Here is an 18455-nt window from a genome sequence, read left to right on the forward strand (position 1 = left end):
AATATAAAATGGCTGATAACTTAAGTTTAGAGTTAATAAAATGCCTCATTAATCAACCTGGATTAGATGTTAATGTCAGAGGGTTAAACGGAAAAACTCCACTGCATTGCGCTATAGAGTTTGATGAATTAAGTATGGTAGATCTGTTACTCACGAAAAAGAACATTAATCCTTTTGTTGAGGACAATGAAGGCAAAACCTCCTTAGATTATGCCAAAGAAGGTAAAAAAGCAGAAATATTACAAGCATTAATCAATCACAAATACGGATCAGAACAAGATAGCTTACTTCATTTAGCTGCAATGATAGGTGAAATTAATGCAGTGAGATATTTGATCAGAAAAGGTATTGACGTTAATGTACGAAATGCTCTGCATCATACTCCATTACATCTAGCAGCAGGCATAGGACATGAAAATGTTGTCAAAATTTTAGTGGAAGAAGGAAGCGCTGAAATAGATGTCTTTGATGCACCAAATCAGACACCAATGCACTATGCAGTTAATAACAAGAAGTTGGAGATAGTAAAGTTATTACTGGAGCTAGGAGCAGATGTAAATAGCGCACGTGTAGGACAAAACTCGATGAAATTATCACCTGTGCATATAGCTGTAAGTAATACTAATTACGATGAAAGGGATTTATGTCTTGATATTCTCAAATGCTTAATAAAGGAGCCTAATGCTCAAGTCAATTTGCAGGACTACGAAAATAGAACACCTCTACATTACGCTGAAAGACTTAAAACAATAGAGGTCTTACTAACGCGAGAAGATATAGACCCTCTGGTAAAAGACGATAGGGGCAAGACACCATTTGATTACGCTAAACCTGAGATAAAGAAGGCTTTGATGAGTAATAAATACGGTTCTGAAAAGAATAGTCTACTCCATTTAGCTGCACAAAGAGGAGAAATTGAGCTTGTAGATGCAATCTTAAAGGAAGAAATTGATATTGATATTGTAAATAATAAAGGTTTATCACCTATTTACCTTGTTGCAGAAAAAGGACATTTACATGTAGTAAAATTACTACTGAAAAAAGGAGCAAACTATACACCTGTTTTGCACTTAGCAATCAAGTCAAATAATTTAGAGTTACTTAAAGTTTTATTTACTGAAAAAAATGGAGCGTTACTCTGCAGAGATACCGTTGTTAATTTTCCAACCCTTCATAATAAATATATAGCACAGAGAGAAATAGCAGATAAAAGGATGAAAAAACATAATAATATTATCTGCATCTGTATTACAGTTAGCGCAGTAGCAATGGCAGCATATATAGGTTTAACAGCAACAACAATAAGCAGTACAATCATTTTTGCAACAACAACAGGAATACTTGCGCTTATTATAGCAATAATGATAAGTGAGATGAGCAAAAGATACATAGAAAAGGAATTTCAGAAAAAGATGTTTATGGAACTGGAAGAGTGTAGTTCTACTGTTAATGATGTTGAGATAGAGTCAATTATGAGTAGATGCAGACAATGATATACGCTAGAGCTTTTTCTGAAGGTTTAAGACCAGATCCAGAGCTTAAAGTATCAGAGTGGGCAAATGAGTATCGAGTTCTAGCACCAACTGCAGCATCAGAGCCAGGGAAATGGAGAACAGAAAGAACTCCTTATTTAAAAGAAATAATGGATTCACTTTCTCCTTCTTCACCTGCAGAAAAAGTAGTATTCATGAAAGGAGCGCAGATTGGGGGAACAGAAGCTGGTAACAATTGGATAGGCTATATCATCGATCAAACACCAGGGCCAATGCTAGTAGTACAGCCAACAGTTGAAATGGGAAAACGTTGGTCAAAAGGAAGATTTGCGCCACTGATTGAAAGTACACCATGTTTAAAAAGTAAAGTAAAAGACCCAAGATCAAGAGATTCAGGGAATACTGTACAAAGTAAGGAATTTCCAGGTGGAATAGTAGTAATAACCGGAGCAAATAGCAGTGTAGGCCTCCGATCTATGCCAGTAAAATATCTCTTTCTTGATGAAATAGATGCCTATCCAGGAGATTCGGGAGGTGAAGGAGATCCAGTTTTACTCAGCATAGCCCGTACTAATACATTTGCACGGCGAAAGATTTTTTTAGTATCAACGCCAACGATTCATGGAATAAGCAGAATTGAGAAGGAATTTGAAGCTACAGACAAGAGATATTTTTTTGTACCATGTCCGCATTGTAATTATTACCAAATTTTAAAGTGGTCACAAATAAAATGGGAAGATAAAAATCCAAATACAGCACACTATATGTGTATAGAATGTGGTGAAAAGATAGAAAATCATCAAAAGACAGAGATGCTAGACCGTGGAGAATGGAGAGCTACAGGGGCAAAAGAAGGGGAGAAAAAAGGATTTCATCTTTCAAGTCTTTATAGTCCAGTAGGCTGGTATAGTTGGCAACAAGCAGTAGAGAACTTTCTCCATGCAAAGGAAAGTGAACAATTACTGAAAGTTTGGATAAATACCACGCTTGGAGAAACCTGGGTAGATAAAGGAGAAGTACCGGACTGGAAGCAATTATTTAACAGGAGAGAATTTTTTCAGATTGGCACAGTACCAAAAGGCGAAGTAGTTCTCACAGCAGGAGTAGATGTTCAAAAAGATCGCTTGGAAGTAGAAGTTGTAGCCTGGGGAAAAGGCAGAGAAAATTGGTCAATAGACTACCGAGTATTTGAAGGAGATACAGGAAGTGGAGAAGTATGGGGAAAGCTTTCGGAGCTCCTCAATCATCATTTTATCGGTGAAAATGGGCTTGAATATATGATAAGTATGATGGCAGTAGATGCTGGATATGCAACGCAGGAAGTATACAATTGGGTGAGAAGTCATCAAGGATCAGGAAGAGTAATGGCAGTGAAAGGTGTAAATAAAGCGTTAGTGACACTTAGTAGCCCAAGTAGAGTAGATATAACAGTTGGTGGTCAAAAATTAAAAAGAGGAATAAAGCTCTGGCCAGTAGGAGTATCAATATTAAAGTCAGAGCTTTTTCAATTATTTAATATTTTAAAAGAAGAAGAAGGAAAAGCTCTACCTGGATATTGTCATTTTCCCGAGTATGCACCTGAGTATTTTAAGCAGCTAACGGCAGAGCAGTTAGTCAGCAAGGTAGTAAAGGGATACACCAAACAGGAGTGGCAAAAGGTAAGAGAAAGAAACGAAGTGCTAGATTGCCGAATTTATGCGAGAGCTGCATCTATTGCGCTTGGAATTGATAGGTGGCAAGAAAATAAATGGAATAGTTTGAGTGGAAAAATGGAAAGCAAAAAGCCTAAAAAAGTAAGGCAAAGCCAATGGTTGAATGAGAAGTGAAATGTATAACGAAGAATATTTAATTCAAGTCGAAGAAGCGATAAAGAAACTACAAAATGGAGAGAGAGTAGTATCAATTGCATATGGTGACCATATTGTACGGTACGGGGAAGTTCAAATAAAGGATTTATTGGAGCTCAGGCAACGAATAAAAGCGGGGTTAAAAGTTGCGGGCATGAAGCCAAAGAGGAAAATTGTTTTTTCAACGAGTAAGGGGATCATATAATGATGAAAATCGTTGAAAGGAACCGTATGACAAAAATTATAGCAAAAGAATATACAGAATTTTTAGAGCAGCTGAAAGAACAGATTGCTATTAGTCGTTATAAAGCAGCAAGAACAGTAAATAAAGAGCTACTACTACTTTATCATTATATTGGAACACAGATTCTAGAAAAACAAAAGAGCCAAGGTTGGGGATCCAAAGTAATTGAGCAGTTAAGTAGAGACTTAAAGGCTGAGTTTCCAGAAATGAAAGGTTTTAGCACAAGAAATCTAAAATATATGAGGCAGTTTGCAGGGGAATATCAAGATATTGAATTTGTGCAACAACTTGTTGCCCAATTGCCATGGGGACATAATGTATTTCTGATGGACTTAGTTCGGGACAAAGAAGCGAGGCTATTCTACATAAAAGAAGCTATAGAACATGGCTGGTCAAGAAACATCATGGTAATGCAGATTGAACTTGGGTTACATAAACGTCAAGGAAAGGCTATCACTAATTTTAAAGAGAAGTTACCTTCACCTCAATCAGATCTAGCGCATTACACGTTAAAAGATCCATATATTTTTGATTTTTTAAGTATAGGAAAGGATGCTCATGAAAGAGAAGTAGAAAAAGGTCTTGTAGGACATATGGAGAAGTTTTTGTTAGAACTTGGTGAAGGCTTTGCATTTGTAGGTAGACAATTTCATTTAGATGTTGGTGATGAAGACTTCTTTGTCGATCTATTATTCTACCATCTAAAATTACGTTGTTTTATAGTAATTGAATTGAAAGATAATAAGTTTAAACCAGAATACGCCGGTAAAATGAATTTCTACCTTTCAGCAGTAGATGACTTGCTAAAACACGAGACAGATCAACCATCTGTAGGGTTGATTTTATGTAAATCTAAAAATGATGTACTAGCAAAATACACTCTAAAAGATATGACAAAACCAATAGGACTAGCAGAATATCGAATAACTGAAAGTCTACCAGAGAATATAAAGACAGCTTTACCAACGATAGAGGAATTAGAAGCTGAGTTATCTAAAGTTTCAGATAAAGAGAAGTAATGCTACTCAAATCATTCAAACAACTATTTAGTAAGCCAAAAATCAAAAGCTCTGCATGGGATGCAGCAGGGTCAGGAAGAAGATTTTTTCACTTTCAACCAGAGTTAGGAAGTATAAACAATTTGCTGTCTCAAAACCTTGAAACTTTACGTAGTCGATCACGTGATATGGTGAGAAAAAATCCATATGCAGCAAATATCATTGATACCATAGTGAGTAACTCTATTGGGACAGGAATAAAACCGCAATCAAAAGCAAGAGATGGAGAATTTCGAAAGAAAGTACAAGAATTATGGCTAAGATGGACAGATGAAGCAGATAGTAACGGAGTAAGTGATTTTTATGGATTACAAGCTCTAGTATGCAGAAGTATGATAGAGGGAGGAGAATGTTTTGTACGCCTCCGAAATCGTAAACTCGAAGATGGATTTTCTGTACCATTACAACTGCAAGTACTTGAGTCTGAACATTTAGATAATAAAACAAATCAAACTTTAGGAAATGGTAATGTAATAAGAAACGGGATTGAGTTTAACAAGCTTGGGCAAAGAGAAGCATATTACCTATTTAAAGAACACCCTGGTGAAGGCTCGTTTGGTGAATCAGTGAGAGTGCCAGCAAATGATGTTTTACATATTTATAGACCATTAAGACCTGGGCAAATCAGAGGGGAGCCTTGGCTTTCTAATATACTGCTGAAGCTTTATGAGCTTGATCAATATGATGATGCAGAGCTGGTGAGAAAGAAAACTGCAGCAATGTTTGCTGGATTTATTACGAGACTCGATCCAGAAGCAAATATCATGGGAGAAGGTGAAGCAAGTGAGCAAGGAGTAGCACTATCTGGACTGGAACCTGGAACAATGCAGCTTTTAGACCCAGGAGAGGACATAAAATTTTCAGAACCATCAGACGTAGGAGGAAGTTATGAAGCATTCATGAGACAGCAACTGAGGGCAATAGCAATAGGTACAGGAATAACATATGAGCAGCTAACAGGAGATTTAACAGGTGTTAATTATTCATCCATTCGAGCAGGGCTGATAGAGTTTCGCAGAAGGTGTGCAATGTTACAGCATAACGTGATAGTGTTCCAGTTTTGTAGACCTATTTGGAATAGATGGCTAGAATTAGCAGTGCTTTGTGGAGAACTGAGTATAGATGAAAAAGTAGTAAAAGCAGTGAAAGAAGAAGTAAAATGGATACCACAGGGATTTGATTGGGTGGATCCACTGAAAGATCAGCAAGCACAACAAATGGCAGTAAGAAATGGATTCAAGAGTCGAGCGGAAGTAGTATCAGAAATGGGTTATGATGTAGAAGAAATTGACCAAGAAATAGCAGAAGATCAAAGACGTGCAAGTGAACTGGGCTTAAGTTTTGATTCTGACGTTACGGCCAATCAAGAGGTGATATGAAACAACAATGGCTAAACAGATGTGTAATGGTAGAACCAAGGAGTTTTGAGTTACTGTCACTACAAACAGGAAAGCAGCCTATCTTTAAAAATATAAAACATGCAGTAAGAAATAGTGAAAGAGGAATAATACCGATACATGGCATTTTAACTAAAAAACCTGGTGCATTTGATGAAATGCTCGGAATGACATCATATGAGCAAATAGAAGAACAAATTACACAAGCATTAGCAGATAGTAGCATAGAGACAATTATACTGGAAATAGATAGCCCCGGAGGAGAGGTAAACGGTATATTTGACCTAGCTGACTTTATTTATGAATCAAGAGGAAAAAAGAGGATAATAGCGATAGCAAATGATGATGCATATTCTGCTGCGTACGCTATAGCTTCTAGCGCTGAAAAGATTTTTCTCACCCGCACTTCAGGAGTTGGGAGTATAGGAGTAATAGCAAGTCATATAGATCAAAGTGGATTTGATGAAAAATGTGGAATAAAATATACCACAGTGTTTGCAGGAAGTAGAAAAAATGATTTAAATCCACATGAGCCAATAACTTCTGAGAGTTTAGAAAATCTAAAAAGCGAAGTGAATCGTTTATATGAAATGCTGGTTGAGCTAATAGCACGCAATAGAAACCTTTCTGTAGAGGCAATCAAATCAACAGAAGCAGGGCTATATTTTGGCGAGAAAGCAGTAGAAATAGGTCTTGCAGATGGAATTACAATTCTTTCAGAGTTTAAATATATTAATAAAAACAGGAGTATTACTATGAACGAACAAACTATAACTGACCTAAAAGAAGAAACTAATAATTTAACTAAGTATCGTACTGAAGTTCTTGAATTAATACGTTTATGTAATATATCAAAGATGCCAGAAAAGATAGGAGAATTTATTGAGCAGGGCGTAAGTGTTGAGCAAGCAAGGGAGGTTTTAATGGAATTACTTGCAGAGCAAACGAAAAAGACAGAGATACTGAGTGCAATACCACAGAATTCAGGAGAAGAGTTGATGATGCAGGTAGCGAAAAGTCGTAGGCATTTAAAATATATAACAAAAGGAGAAAAGCAAAATGAGTACTATAACCGAACAAAATAATCTAGGTGACTTATTAAAGTATGAGGCATCAAGCCTGTATTCAAGAGACTCAATAGCAGTAGCTAAAGGTCAAAATCTTAAACTTGGTACAGTTGTTGGTCGTGATAAAGACAACATGATTAAGGTAATAAATCCAACTGCCACAGATGGCACACAAACAGCGATAGGTGTAATAACAAGCGATGTAAATAGCAAAGATGGAGATACTAAAGCAGTAATAATTACTCGTATTGCTCTTCTTGCCGATCATGCAATTGTATGGCCAGCAAATATCACTGAAGAGCAGAAAACTGCAGCAATAAAGCAACTTGAAGGACGAGGGATCATTATCCGCAAGGGAGTTTAACTAAAATTAATAAGGAGAAAAAGAATGCAAAATCCATTTACAAATACAGCATTTAGCATGACGGCACTAACAAATGCGATGAATATATTGCCGATAAATTATGGACGTGTTGGAAATTTAAATTTATTTCCAAGTAGATCAGTAAGATTTAGACATATTACGATAGAAGAACACAACGGAGTGTTAAGTTTACTACCAACGCAGTTACCCGGAGCACCAGCAACAGTAGGAAAAAGAGGAAAAAGAAAAGTAAGAACATTTACGATTCCACATATTCCTCATGATGATGTAGTGTTACCAGAAGAAGTACAGGGAATAAGAGCATTTGGATCAGAGAGTGAACTGAAAGCGCTGGCAGACGTAGTAACTGACCATTTACAGCTAATGAGAAACAAACACGCAATAACATTAGAGCATTTACGAATGGGAGCGCTGAAAGGAATAATTTTAGATGCTGACGGGTCAGAATTATTAAATCTGTACAACGAATTTGAAATCACGCCAAAAGTAGTAAATTTTGCACTAGGAACAGCAACAACAGATGTAAAGCGTAAGTGTCTGGAAGTACTCCGGCATATAGAAGATAATCTAAGTGGTGAATATATGACAGGAGTACATGCTTTGGTAAGCCCTGAATTTTTTGATGCATTAACTTCGCATAGTAAAGTAAAAGAAGCATATGAAAGATGGCAAGAAGGAGCAGCGCTTCGGAATGATATGAGATCAGGATTTACGTTTTGTGGAATAACATTTGAGGAATACAGAGGACAAGCAACTGATCCTGAAGGAACCGTGAGAAGATTTATTGAGAAAGATACAGGTCACTGTTTTCCACTAGGAACAGCAAGCACATTTACAACATATTTTGCACCAGCAGATTTTAATGAGACGGTAAACACACTAGGACAGCCACTATATGCAAAGCAAAAACCAAGAAGATTTGATAGAGGAACAGATTTACATACGCAGTCAAATCCATTGCCAATGTGCCATAGACCTGGCGTATTAGTAAAAGTCGCTATAGCATAACATACTGGTAGAGTAACTACAAGGTGGTGAGGCACAGAACGACTCTACCGATATGCGCTTTCTTAGCATGTAAAGGTTAGTATATCAAAAAGAAATATGCAAGAGAATATTAAGCGATTATTAGAAGATTGTTTTGCCCATTTAGGAGAAGTGGCTTTGTATAAATCAAAGGATAAGTCATACATGGTACAAGTATTAAAGCAACAGCCAGATAAATTATACGAGATTGGTGAAGGACAATTTGTGGAAGAAACTTTAGCGTTAGAAGTAAGTGCGTTTGATGTGTTAAAGCCAATAGTGGGAGATGTTTTTGTTATAGGTGATCGAAGATATAAAGTACACTCACCGCCACTTAGAGACAAGTCTGGAATAACGTGGAAAATAAAAGCGTCTGGGGTGTAAAATGTCTGTTCATATAGAAGTTGAGGTAATAGAAAGTGTAAATGCTAAAAGAAGAAAAGTAGAATTAGCAACGGTAAAGGCATTAAACAAAACGGCACTATGGTTAAAAGCGCAAGCAGCTAAGGAAATCAGTGAGGAAAAGAAGATAAAATTAAGTTTGATAAGAAAGAGATTAAGAATTTTTAAGGCGAAAACTAGCAGATTAGACGTGTTAATTAGAGCAAATCTCTATGACATTAGAGCATCGACAATTGGTAAAATACAAAAAACAAGAAGGGGATCGAAAGTAGGAAAGCATGAGTTTATAGGAGGATTTGCAGCAGTTATGCCAAAAGGAAATAGCGTTATTTTTAAACGTGAAGGAAGAGCAGCATTGCCAATAAAGGAAGTTAAATTGTCACTGAAACCAGAGGCTTCAAGGATAATATTGTTAATTATGAAGTTGAAAGGATATTTGAAAAATATTTTACACATGAGTTATTTTATGACGGCATTTTGGACTAATTTACATGAAGCGATTTGTAATACGCTAGAGGCAGAGATACCAGCGATACAGACATGTGAAGTATATCCAGCAATAAGGAAAGAGTTAGCGGCTCCAGCGGTATTTGTAGAATTGTCAAGTCTAGAGCAAGGAAAAGATCCAGGAACAGAGGAGCTGGCGCTGAGAGCAAAATTTGAAGCACGAATTGTGATTGATAGCACAATAGAAAATGCCCCTATTATTGTCAGATCATTAGCTGCTGAGGTTGCCAGAGTAGTAAATAAAAATACTTGGAACGTGAAAAATGTTTCACCAGGAGAATTTATATCAGGAGGAGGAGATGATTTTAGGCCAGAGCTCGATGCATATTTAGTGTGGATGGTAGACTGGGCGCACGAATTGCATGTAGGGCGATCGATTTGGGAAGTGAGTAAAATAAAACCTCATTTAATCGATGTGAATGTTGGAAAGTAATTTTGCAATTTCAGAATTGCGGAGGAAATTGGCCAACATTGTCCGTATAGGCATTGTCGAAAAAATAGATTATGAAAAAGCTAAAGTAAAAGTTAAAATAGGTGAACTTGTAACAGATTTTCTTCCATGGATAACAAATAGAGCTGAAAGTTGGTCACCACCAAATATTGATGAACAGGTAATAGTATTATCACCATTGGGAGAATTGTCTTTGGGGGTGGTGTTACCGGCAATATATCAGGAAAAATACCCTCCTCCAGAGAATAAAAAGGAAGTAAATAGTGTAAAATTTCAAGATGGGACAAGATTTACATATGATAAAGGGAAACATCATTTAGAGATTGAAGTAGTAGACAAAATAACACTGAAGGTTGGGGAATCAAGCATAGAGATAACAAAGAACGAAATAAAACTAAAAGCAAAAAGAATAAATCTAAATTAGGGAAAGTAATGAATAAATCAGTTATACGCCTAGGAGATCACTGTGAAGAAGCATTGCCGCATTTTTGTATAAGTGGAAGCAGAGATGTATTTATAAACGGAAGACCTGTCTGTAGGCAAGGAGATAGTTTGAGTGAAGGAAAAGTAATGACTCAAGGGTCGAAAGCAGTGTTTGCAAATGGCAAAGCGATTGCTCGTACTGGTGACCTAATTTCCTGTGGAGCAATAGCAGAACAAGGAAGTAACAATGTCTTTGCAGGGTAAATAATATGCGTGGTATGAGTTCTGAAACTGGCAAAAGAATCAGTGGTATAGAGCATTTAAAACAATCAATAGTTGATATTTTAACTACACCAATTGGTACTCGTGTTATGCGCCGAGATTACGGATCAAGATTATTTGAGCTGATTGATCATCCAATTGTACCTGGTTTTGCACAAGAACTTTATGCAGCAGTTGCAGAAGCACTGGAAAAGTGGGAGCGTCGATTTAAGCTTAAACGTGTACAAGTAACAGAAATTAAAGAAGGCAAAGTAACTCTCATTTTAGAAGGAACCTATCTACCAAATGGAGAGCCGATCCGCCTTGATGGTATTATAGTATAAGGCAGTAGAATGAAAACACCAAATATTGTCGAAACATTAAAATTTGAGGAAATCCTTTCGCGAATGAAAGAAGAGTTAATGCGTCGAGATGCAAGTTTTTCTGCGCTAACTGAGAGTGATCCAGCAATAAAAATCCTGGAAGTGGCAGCCTGGCGTGAACTACTTCTTAGGCAAAGGATTAATGATGCAGCACAGGCAAATTTACTTGCTTTTGCAAGAGGTAATGACCTTGATCACTTGGCTGAATTTTATGGTGTGCTGAGAAAGGAGTCAGAGAATGATGAATCCTTAAGAAAGCGGGTAAAAGCCAAAATTGTTGGTTGGTCAACAGCAGGAAGCAAAGAGCATTATCGTTATCATGCATTATCTGCTGACACAAGAGTAAAAGATGCGCAAGTGGTATCAACTATACCAGGAAGTGTACAGATTTCAATATTTTCCACAGAAAATGATGGAGTACCTTCAGAAGAATTGCTAGAGATCGTCAGAAATCACGTTATTCGCGATGATATTCGTGTATTAACAGATACGCTTACAGTTATTGGCTGTGGTATTATTCCCATTACTATTCATGCTAAAGTGCATATTTACCCTACTGCATCCAAAGATGTTATCGAAGCTGCAAAGGAACAATTTATCAAAGATCTTGAATCTGCTAAAGGTTTAGGGTGGAATGTTACCAGATCATGGATTATTGCCCACCTCTTTATAGAAGGTATGCAGAATATAGAGCTTACAGAGCCGATAGAAGACATCGTCGTGCGAGATAATGAATGCGTTACTTTAAATAATTTAAGTGTTAGGTAAAAATTGGTGATACTTCCTCCAAATGCTTCAAAGCAAGAGCAAATACTTACAGACATAATTAATTATTCTTTTGATGCAAATTCTCTACGGGGATTTAAAATTAACCCACAGACTGAAATGTTGCCGTGGCTAGTAGCGGAATACGGCTTGGGAGAAATTTTATCCTGGGGTAAGAAAGCTACTAAGAGTGCATTAAAAGAATGGGTCTCAGCTAAGCAAAACGGAATAAGATTTCAACGTTTGCGCGGTACACCACAGTCACTGAAGATGGCGCTGAAGTGGGCAAACATTGATAATATTACCATTCAAGAAGAACCACCAGGAGAGCATTTTGCTGAATTTCAAATTGGCATCTCTGATGTTCCTAATGACTTTTTTGTCGATAGTGTAATTGCTCTGGCAAAACTTTCTGCACCGGCAAGATCTCGATTAATGCGAATATTCAATGACTATTATAATGCTCAGCGATTTATGTTAGATGAAAGTATTTTTGGAGATCTTCTTTCAGACTACTCAGGTGTAAAAATAGCAAAAGAAGGACCAGTATTATCGTTTGGAAGAAAAAACTCATTTGAGCTGAAAATAGGAAATCCAAGATTTAAATTTGGCACTTTTAGATCACATTATGATAGAAGTTACAGTAATGATTTATATAGGTTAGATGTTGCAACATTAGGAGAGAAAGAGCCTCACACGAAGAATTACAACGGTACATATGAAAGAAATCATGAGTGGTACAACTTAGAAGCACTATATCCTCTACCACAGAGTTTATTGCCAGAAATTAAGTGTGCTAAAGCATTAATAGTATTGTCAGATAGTTGGAATTTAGGGGATATCAATGCTTGTTTTGCATCAACTACTTATGAAGAAATAGAGCATACACTTCACTTAAGTGAAGATAAACTTTCTGAGCAGATTTGGAATTTTCAACGTACACCAATTTTAGAGCGATTTAGTATAACTTATTACTATGAAGCGAAGAATTTTACTGATCAAAAAATAATAGAGTCTAATTTAGTGGAATATCATGTTGATTGTCAAAATGATTCAGATTCAAAACAGAAAGATCCCATTCATGAGCTAGAAAATTACGTAGCAGCATTCTATTCAGGTATGGTTACTTGGCATGAACATCGCCACTTAAATCGCCCTTGGAAAGATTTTGATCCTATTATTGCAAAAAAATTGGACGTTTTTTCTACGGATCTTGTATATACATAATATCAACTGCACAATCAACTATGTCAGTACTCACACAATCAGGCAGAGCAGCTATTGCTGCGAGCATAAAAGAGCAACCGATACATCTTGCTTGGGGATCTGGAGATTCTACCTGGGAAAGCAGCTACAAAGTTGAAAAAACTTTTGCAGCAGGCGGCAAGATAAGTTTAGATCACCACACTATTAAAGATGTAAAAGTTTATACAGGGCAAACAATTTATCAGTCAAGCATAGATTATATAGTTGATAGTAGCTCAGGCACTATTGAGCGTGTAGAAAATGGTGCAATTATAGCAGATAGCGTAATCACTATAGAGTACACTCAAGACACACCACCGGAACTAATTACTTCTGCAACATTAATTAAGGAAGTTGGACGTCGTGTTGTTGATGAGATACTCTTTTGTACTGGTGATGATGATGGAGAGCTTCTAACTCCCACAGGTAGGTTTAAACCCTCTAATGTACCAACTAATAATCTCTATCTTAAATTTACTTTCGATTTCACGGACGCAGCAAATCAAGTAATAAGGGAGCTCGGAGTTATGGTTGGTACAAAGGTAAAGGAAAAAGTGTCATCTGGGCAGAGATATTTTGAGCCAAAAGACGTGGAAAATCCGGGAATTTTGTTAGTTTTAGAACATACCGTGCCACTTATCAGAACTGCTGCAACTCGGGAAACTTTTTCATTTGTTGTAACTTTTTGAATTTTTCTAGCATAAAATGACTTTAAACGCCTATTACAATCGCTTTAATCCTGACAAAGAATACGAAAAAAGTTTGTTCCTGGCAGGAAGAGGTCTACAATCTGCAGAATTAAACGAGACTCAGGAGTATGCTCTTTCTAAGCTTAAAGGCATAGGTGATGCAATATTTCGTGATGGTGATGTTATAACAGGAAGCAATTGTATTATAGATAGAGAAACTGGTAAAGTTACACTTGAAGGAGGAAAAATCTATCTTCGTGGAGCGGTGAGAAAGGTAGAGGCAAAAGAGTTTGTTATTCCACTGAGTACCACAGTTCGTATAGGTGTTTATTATCTAGAATCTACGATTACAGAACTTGAGGACGAAAATCTTCGTGATCCTGCTGTTGGTACACGTAATTATCAAGAAGTAGGAGCTGCAAGGCTTAAAGTTTCCACCATTTGGGGTTATCAAGCAGAAGGTCTTTCTCCACGTTTTTCTGCAGGAGAGTTTTATCCAATCTATAACATTGAAAATGGAGTATTAATAGAACATTCACCACCACCACAAGCAAACATAGTAACTACTGCTCTTGCTCGTTATGACAAAGAAGCTAATGGTTCCTACGTTGTAAATGGCCTTGAAGTAATGTTTTTGCAAAAGGAAGAAGAGGGCAAAAAACAAGTATTCGTGATTAATGAGGGAAAAGCTCATGTTGATGGCTATGAGATTGAGTTACCTCATAGTATTCGTGTTTCTTTTGATCAAGATCCGAATATAAAATCAGTTGAATCAGAACCACATACTTTTCAGCTAAATAGCCAAAGAGTAATGGAACTTAAAGTTAATGATTTTCCAATAAGTGAAATCAAAAAAGTAGATATAACTGTTCAGAAAACCACTACTGTTACTCATGGTTCATACTCAGGAGCTGTTGATCCGATACCTGACTCTGCAGTACTTGAGATTATTCAAGTTAAACAAGGCAATGTTATTTATGAAAATAGTACAGACTATAAGTTAAATGCAGGAAACGTTGATTGGTCATTACCTGGCAAAGAACCAGCTCCTGGGAGTAGTTACCTGATAACCTATCGCTGTCGTACTCATGTAAGTCCTGAAGATATAAGTGAAGAGGGATGCAAAGTAAAAGGAGCAGTTGATAACAGCTTGGTTCTGATTGATTACACCTGGAAAATGCCCCGCTTTGATTTAATTACTATCGATAGCAAAGGAGTGGTGAGAAGAATCAAGGGAATTGCCCATCCCTGGAGACCATCAATGCCTAGAGCGCCTAGTGGACAACTTTTGCTCTGCTACATTCATCAGACGTGGAAAAAAGGCGAAGGGGTAAAAATAGTGAATAATGCTATTCATGCTGTACCGATGAATGAGCTTGAAGCAATGAAAAAAGGAATAAATGATCTTTATGCGCTAGTTGCACAGGAACGTTTACGCAGTGATGCAAATTCAAGAGAACCTACAACGAAAAAAGGAGTGTTTGTAGATTCGTTCTTTGACGATGATATGCGTGATCAAGGAGTTTCGCAGTCTGCAGCGATAGTAAATAAGGAACTAATTTTACCGATAGACGTAGAAATTATTGATGTTGAAAAGAGCACAAAACCTTATCTTTTACCGTATGAACTTGAGCCGGTATTAGAACAGCTTTTACAGACTAAAAGTGAAAAAATTAATCCGTATCAAGCTTTTGATAAAATAACCGCAAAAGTTACCATAAATAAAAACATTGATCACTGGACGGAGGTAAAAACAAATTGGAAAAGTCCAGTAACTAGAGAATTTAATACTAGAGAGACCACAGAGCTATTATCAAGTAATTCTTATGAAACTGAATTTATGAGAGAAGCAATACAGAATTTTGAAATTGAAGGTTTTGAGCCAAATGAGAAGCTTAAAGAGATAAAATTTGACGGAATAAACATTCAACCTATAACTTAAAACTGGAAAACCAAATGTTAACAGCTAACAATCAGGGAAAATTAAAGGGAAAAATAAAAATCCCAGCAAACATTCCAGCAGGTACTAAATTGGTGCAATTTTATGGGAATAAAGGAAGCTATGGAGAAGCAACTTATACTGGTAAAAAAACAATTACCATAGAAGAAAGAAGAAGAGTGATCGCAGCAAGACGAGTTGATCCTTTAGCACAAACATTTACTTTAAATGAGAGCAGACACATAGGGGGTCTAGATTTATGGTTCACAAATAGCGGCAAAAAACGTGTTGTTGTGCAGATTAGAGAAACAGCAGTGGGAATGCCCTCGCAGACTGTCATTGCTGAAAGTTATATTGAGCCAAAAGATATAAAGATAGATGGCACAGCAACACGTATAGAGTGGTCACCAGTGTTTTGCCATGCAGGAGAGGAGTATTCAATAGTACTGCTTACTGATGATCCTGGTACTGCAGTAAAGATAGCAGAACTTGGCAAATATGATGCAGTAAATAGCCGTTGGGTAACAAGTCAGCCATATCAAGTAGGAGTATTACTTTCATCTAGCAACGCAAGTACTTGGACACCACATCAAAATTTAGATCTAACTTTTAGGCTTTTAGCAGCGAAGTTCACTGAAAATTCTCACGTTATTGATCTTGGTAAAGTTACTGCAAACAATACTTCAGATTTAATTGTTTTGACGAACGTCGAAAAAGTAGCATTTGATACCAATGTAGAATTTATTCTGATAGATGAAGAGGGAAAAGAAAATTTTCTATCTGATAACTTGTCGCTCGCGCTGCGTGAAAGACTATCTGGAGAGTTAACAGTAAAGGCAAATTTAAAAGGGTCAAAAGAAAAAAGTCCAGTGCTATATCCTGGGTTACAGCTAGTTATGGGTAATATAGGGGAAAAAGGAGATTATGTTACAAGAAGCATTACAGCAGGAGCTAACACTAAAATTACCATAACATATGATGCGCTAATACCTGGCACTGCAGACATTAAAACTTATGTAGAGAAAAACGTGGGAGAATGGCAATTAGTAAATTTAACATCAGGAAAACCAATTGGAGAAAATTGGGTAGAGAGAACTCATGTGCTGACAAACTTTAATGGCAATGAGACAAGGATAAAATTAGTTTTAAGTGGAACAGTTATCTATCGTCCTAAAGTCAAAAATCTACGAATCATTGTTACATAGAAGAATGTCAAATGATAAAACGAGTAGAGGGTATCCACTACCTCATCCAGAAAACATTGCAGTGGAAGATGTAGTACGTATTCGTACCACAATTGAGAAAATAGATGAAGATATGAGTGAGAGAGAAAATAAACATAATCAACTGAAAAGTAATTTTGAACGATTTAGATTTGAAACTTTTTTGAATTTTTGGGAATGAAAGAAGCAATATACCAAAGGATAAAGGATTTAGCAGTAAGTAGCACAGCTGATCAACTGGCATATCTTGCAAAATCGCTGGAATTGATAGCAGATAAAAAAGCTATTTCCAACGTTGTGCAGATGACTGAAGTAAAAGGAATAATTGATGCACTACAAAAAAGACTTAAGGATTTAGCAGAAAACAGTACTCCAGATCAATTAGCATATCTTGCTAAAGCATTGGAATCAATAGTCGACAAAAGTGCAGTTTCTGAAATTGTACAGATGACTGATGGTAAGCTAAAAGAACTTCTTGATAGTGCAAAAAAACACTTAACTGATCTGGATAATAAAAAAGCTAGTTCTTTAGCAGTGATCTCTGAATCAGAGAAGCAGTTATTAAAGAGAATTGATGAAAAAGGGACAACAAATTTATCGCTACTTGATACGAGAAAGAATGCCAACATTGCAGCAATAAATAGTGTTGGCAATGATCATAAAGATGGTCTAAAAGGTTTAGTGAATAACTTCCGTACTGTTAATGATGTGCCAAGTGGTTCATCGATTATGAGGGAGATAAGGAGCAGAGAACCAACCAAGCTTAACTCCATAAATGATGTACCAAGTGGCTCATCAATCATGAAAGAAGTAAGAAATCGTCATATGATTGAACCTGGAGCATTACCTTTTTTATTTGGTGTACTAAGTAGAAAAAATAATTACTTTGGCCACGGAACTTTTACAACTGAGCTTGGAGAGTGGAGCGGTGATATAACAAAAACAGACTATATGCTGCAACTACTTGCAGGTACTCACACGTACGATACAAGCTATGTTAGTTTTTATCGGCCAAGACAACTCAGTTTTTTTGAAGGAAGTAAAGGTACATTTATCTACGGAGAATCATACCCAAGATTCATGTATGATGGATTTTCGGAGCAATTCAATATGTTGAAATATCCTTATGCTGCACTAGGAGTAATATTCGTAAAAAACACAAGCAATGTAGATATAAGTAAAACTCTAAACTTTGTTGGATCTGCAATGTGGTATAAAGATGAAGTTAATTATGGAGGAGCAGGATTATTTATAGGTACACCTGATAAAACTAATACAAGGAAGTCAGAGATTTCGAGAATTACTTGGACACGTATTTACCAGCATGAAATTAACAGTCCTGAATTTATTGCATCAGGTAACATACTCATTCCAGCAGGAAAAACTGTTACAGTGTTACTTTATACGTCATCCAATCTTCACTCAGGAGGTGAAAGAGTTGGTGAGACACCTGAGTTCTTTGCGAGTGAGCATACGTATAGCACAATCTATGGTCAATTTATTCAGTGGGGAATATATAACTTTCGCAGTAATTTTTTAACCACAGGACTTGAGATCGATGTAGAGAGAACGCTAAGAGCGTGGCAGTGTCCAGGGCTAGATGCAACATATAAACTTTGGCAGTAAAAGAGGAAGAAAATACGCTTACAA

20 protein-coding genes and 1 pseudogene are annotated in these 18455 nt (G+C 36.7%); all 21 read left to right on the forward strand.

Going from position 1 to position 18455, the window contains the following annotated elements; all coding sequences use genetic code 11:
- The first annotated feature begins 8 nt into the window (after positions 1-8).
- Entirely contained in the window at positions 9-1493 is a 1485-nt protein-coding gene (locus tag OOL01_RS01420; protein ID WP_264686940.1) for an ankyrin repeat domain-containing protein, read from the forward strand.
- Entirely contained in the window at positions 1490-3319 is a 1830-nt protein-coding gene (locus OOL01_RS01425) for a phage terminase large subunit family protein (protein ID WP_264686941.1), read from the forward strand. The genes OOL01_RS01420 and OOL01_RS01425 overlap by 4 nt, the downstream gene beginning before the upstream one ends.
- Position 3320: 1 nt before the next feature.
- Positions 3321-3545, forward strand: a complete 225-nt coding sequence (locus tag OOL01_RS01430) for a hypothetical protein (protein ID WP_211908700.1) — start codon at positions 3321-3323, stop codon at positions 3543-3545.
- A 26-nt stretch (positions 3546-3571) separates the two neighbouring features.
- Positions 3572-4603: a PDDEXK nuclease domain-containing protein gene (locus tag OOL01_RS01435; protein ID WP_012482036.1), complete on the forward strand. Its 1032-nt coding sequence runs from the start codon at positions 3572-3574 to the stop codon at positions 4601-4603.
- Positions 4603-6021 carry a phage portal protein gene (locus tag OOL01_RS01440; RefSeq protein ID WP_264686942.1) on the forward strand — a complete coding sequence of 473 codons (1419 nt, stop codon included), beginning with the start codon at positions 4603-4605 and terminating at the stop codon, positions 6019-6021. Before OOL01_RS01435 ends, OOL01_RS01440 begins: the two co-directional genes overlap by 1 nt.
- Positions 6018-7124 carry a S49 family peptidase gene (locus tag OOL01_RS01445; protein WP_264377348.1) on the forward strand — a complete coding sequence of 369 codons (1107 nt, stop codon included), beginning with the start codon at positions 6018-6020 and terminating at the stop codon, positions 7122-7124. The genes OOL01_RS01440 and OOL01_RS01445 overlap by 4 nt, the downstream gene beginning before the upstream one ends.
- Positions 7099-7470 carry a head decoration protein gene (locus OOL01_RS01450; protein WP_264686943.1) on the forward strand — a complete coding sequence of 124 codons (372 nt, stop codon included), beginning with the start codon at positions 7099-7101 and terminating at the stop codon, positions 7468-7470. Before OOL01_RS01445 ends, OOL01_RS01450 begins: the two co-directional genes overlap by 26 nt.
- Positions 7471-7494: 24 nt before the next feature.
- Positions 7495-8499, forward strand: a complete 1005-nt coding sequence (locus OOL01_RS01455; RefSeq protein ID WP_264686944.1) for a major capsid protein — start codon at positions 7495-7497, stop codon at positions 8497-8499.
- Positions 8500-8595: 96 nt separating this feature from the next.
- A complete protein-coding gene (locus OOL01_RS01460) occupies positions 8596-8901 on the forward strand; it encodes a head-tail joining protein (protein WP_262986521.1) in 306 nt (101 codons plus the stop codon).
- Between the two features lies 1 nt (position 8902).
- Positions 8903-9405: pseudogene (locus OOL01_RS01465) on the forward strand (phage tail protein).
- On the forward strand, positions 9386-9859 hold the full coding sequence (locus tag OOL01_RS01470; protein WP_264686945.1) for a hypothetical protein: 474 nt from the start codon (positions 9386-9388) through the stop codon (positions 9857-9859). The pseudogene OOL01_RS01465 and the gene OOL01_RS01470 overlap by 20 nt, the downstream one beginning before the upstream one ends.
- The gene (locus tag OOL01_RS01475; RefSeq protein WP_264686946.1) at positions 9846-10301 is read left to right on the forward strand and encodes a phage baseplate assembly protein V; all 456 of its coding nucleotides are present in this window, start codon (positions 9846-9848) and stop codon (positions 10299-10301) included. Before OOL01_RS01470 ends, OOL01_RS01475 begins: the two co-directional genes overlap by 14 nt.
- A gap of 8 nt (positions 10302-10309) precedes the next feature.
- Complete coding sequence (locus tag OOL01_RS01480; RefSeq protein ID WP_264686947.1) at positions 10310-10564, forward strand: PAAR domain-containing protein; 255 nt, start codon at positions 10310-10312, stop codon at positions 10562-10564.
- Positions 10565-10569: 5 nt separating this feature from the next.
- A complete protein-coding gene (locus OOL01_RS01485) occupies positions 10570-10905 on the forward strand; it encodes a GPW/gp25 family protein (protein ID WP_264377169.1) in 336 nt (111 codons plus the stop codon).
- A gap of 9 nt (positions 10906-10914) precedes the next feature.
- Positions 10915-11712: a baseplate assembly protein gene (locus tag OOL01_RS01490; protein WP_264377168.1), complete on the forward strand. Its 798-nt coding sequence runs from the start codon at positions 10915-10917 to the stop codon at positions 11710-11712.
- 6 nt (positions 11713-11718) lie between these two features.
- Positions 11719-12936 (forward strand): phage tail protein, encoded by a 1218-nt coding sequence (locus OOL01_RS01495; protein WP_264685156.1) that lies wholly within the window; start codon positions 11719-11721, stop codon positions 12934-12936.
- Between the two features lie 20 nt (positions 12937-12956).
- Positions 12957-13643 (forward strand): hypothetical protein, encoded by a 687-nt coding sequence (locus OOL01_RS01500; RefSeq protein ID WP_264686948.1) that lies wholly within the window; start codon positions 12957-12959, stop codon positions 13641-13643.
- A 16-nt stretch (positions 13644-13659) separates the two neighbouring features.
- Positions 13660-15585, forward strand: coding sequence for a DUF4815 domain-containing protein (locus tag OOL01_RS01505; protein ID WP_264686949.1), 1926 nt, complete (start codon positions 13660-13662; stop codon positions 15583-15585).
- Between the two features lie 14 nt (positions 15586-15599).
- Entirely contained in the window at positions 15600-16787 is a 1188-nt protein-coding gene (locus OOL01_RS01510; protein WP_264685153.1) for a hypothetical protein, read from the forward strand.
- 4 nt (positions 16788-16791) lie between these two features.
- Positions 16792-16986 carry a hypothetical protein gene (locus tag OOL01_RS01515; RefSeq protein WP_264685152.1) on the forward strand — a complete coding sequence of 65 codons (195 nt, stop codon included), beginning with the start codon at positions 16792-16794 and terminating at the stop codon, positions 16984-16986.
- Entirely contained in the window at positions 16983-18431 is a 1449-nt protein-coding gene (locus tag OOL01_RS01520; RefSeq protein WP_264686604.1) for a hypothetical protein, read from the forward strand. The genes OOL01_RS01515 and OOL01_RS01520 overlap by 4 nt, the downstream gene beginning before the upstream one ends.
- The last annotated feature ends 24 nt before the right edge of the window (positions 18432-18455 follow it).

It is taken from the genome of Wolbachia endosymbiont (group B) of Rhopobota naevana (assembly GCF_947250615.1).
GTDB lineage: Bacteria > Pseudomonadota > Alphaproteobacteria > Rickettsiales > Anaplasmataceae > Wolbachia.

Coding starts and splice junctions, on each gene's coding strand:
- OOL01_RS01445 (WP_264377348.1), top strand. CDS start 6,018: ATGAAACAACAATGGCTAAACAGATGTGTAATGGTAGAACCAAGGAGT.
- OOL01_RS01425 (WP_264686941.1), top strand. CDS start 1,490: ATGATATACGCTAGAGCTTTTTCTGAAGGTTTAAGACCAGATCCAGAG.
- OOL01_RS01480 (WP_264686947.1), top strand. CDS start 10,310: ATGAATAAATCAGTTATACGCCTAGGAGATCACTGTGAAGAAGCATTG.
- OOL01_RS01505 (WP_264686949.1), top strand. CDS start 13,660: ATGACTTTAAACGCCTATTACAATCGCTTTAATCCTGACAAAGAATAC.
- OOL01_RS01520 (WP_264686604.1), top strand. CDS start 16,983: ATGAAAGAAGCAATATACCAAAGGATAAAGGATTTAGCAGTAAGTAGC.
- OOL01_RS01515 (WP_264685152.1), top strand. CDS start 16,792: ATGTCAAATGATAAAACGAGTAGAGGGTATCCACTACCTCATCCAGAA.
- OOL01_RS01455 (WP_264686944.1), top strand. CDS start 7,495: ATGCAAAATCCATTTACAAATACAGCATTTAGCATGACGGCACTAACA.
- OOL01_RS01475 (WP_264686946.1), top strand. CDS start 9,846: ATGTTGGAAAGTAATTTTGCAATTTCAGAATTGCGGAGGAAATTGGCC.
- OOL01_RS01470 (WP_264686945.1), top strand. CDS start 9,386: ATGACGGCATTTTGGACTAATTTACATGAAGCGATTTGTAATACGCTA.
- OOL01_RS01510 (WP_264685153.1), top strand. CDS start 15,600: ATGTTAACAGCTAACAATCAGGGAAAATTAAAGGGAAAAATAAAAATC.
- OOL01_RS01490 (WP_264377168.1), top strand. CDS start 10,915: ATGAAAACACCAAATATTGTCGAAACATTAAAATTTGAGGAAATCCTT.
- OOL01_RS01460 (WP_262986521.1), top strand. CDS start 8,596: ATGCAAGAGAATATTAAGCGATTATTAGAAGATTGTTTTGCCCATTTA.
- OOL01_RS01485 (WP_264377169.1), top strand. CDS start 10,570: ATGCGTGGTATGAGTTCTGAAACTGGCAAAAGAATCAGTGGTATAGAG.
- OOL01_RS01500 (WP_264686948.1), top strand. CDS start 12,957: ATGTCAGTACTCACACAATCAGGCAGAGCAGCTATTGCTGCGAGCATA.
- OOL01_RS01420 (WP_264686940.1), top strand. CDS start 9: ATGGCTGATAACTTAAGTTTAGAGTTAATAAAATGCCTCATTAATCAA.
- OOL01_RS01440 (WP_264686942.1), top strand. CDS start 4,603: ATGCTACTCAAATCATTCAAACAACTATTTAGTAAGCCAAAAATCAAA.
- OOL01_RS01450 (WP_264686943.1), top strand. CDS start 7,099: ATGAGTACTATAACCGAACAAAATAATCTAGGTGACTTATTAAAGTAT.
- OOL01_RS01435 (WP_012482036.1), top strand. CDS start 3,572: ATGACAAAAATTATAGCAAAAGAATATACAGAATTTTTAGAGCAGCTG.
- OOL01_RS01430 (WP_211908700.1), top strand. CDS start 3,321: ATGTATAACGAAGAATATTTAATTCAAGTCGAAGAAGCGATAAAGAAA.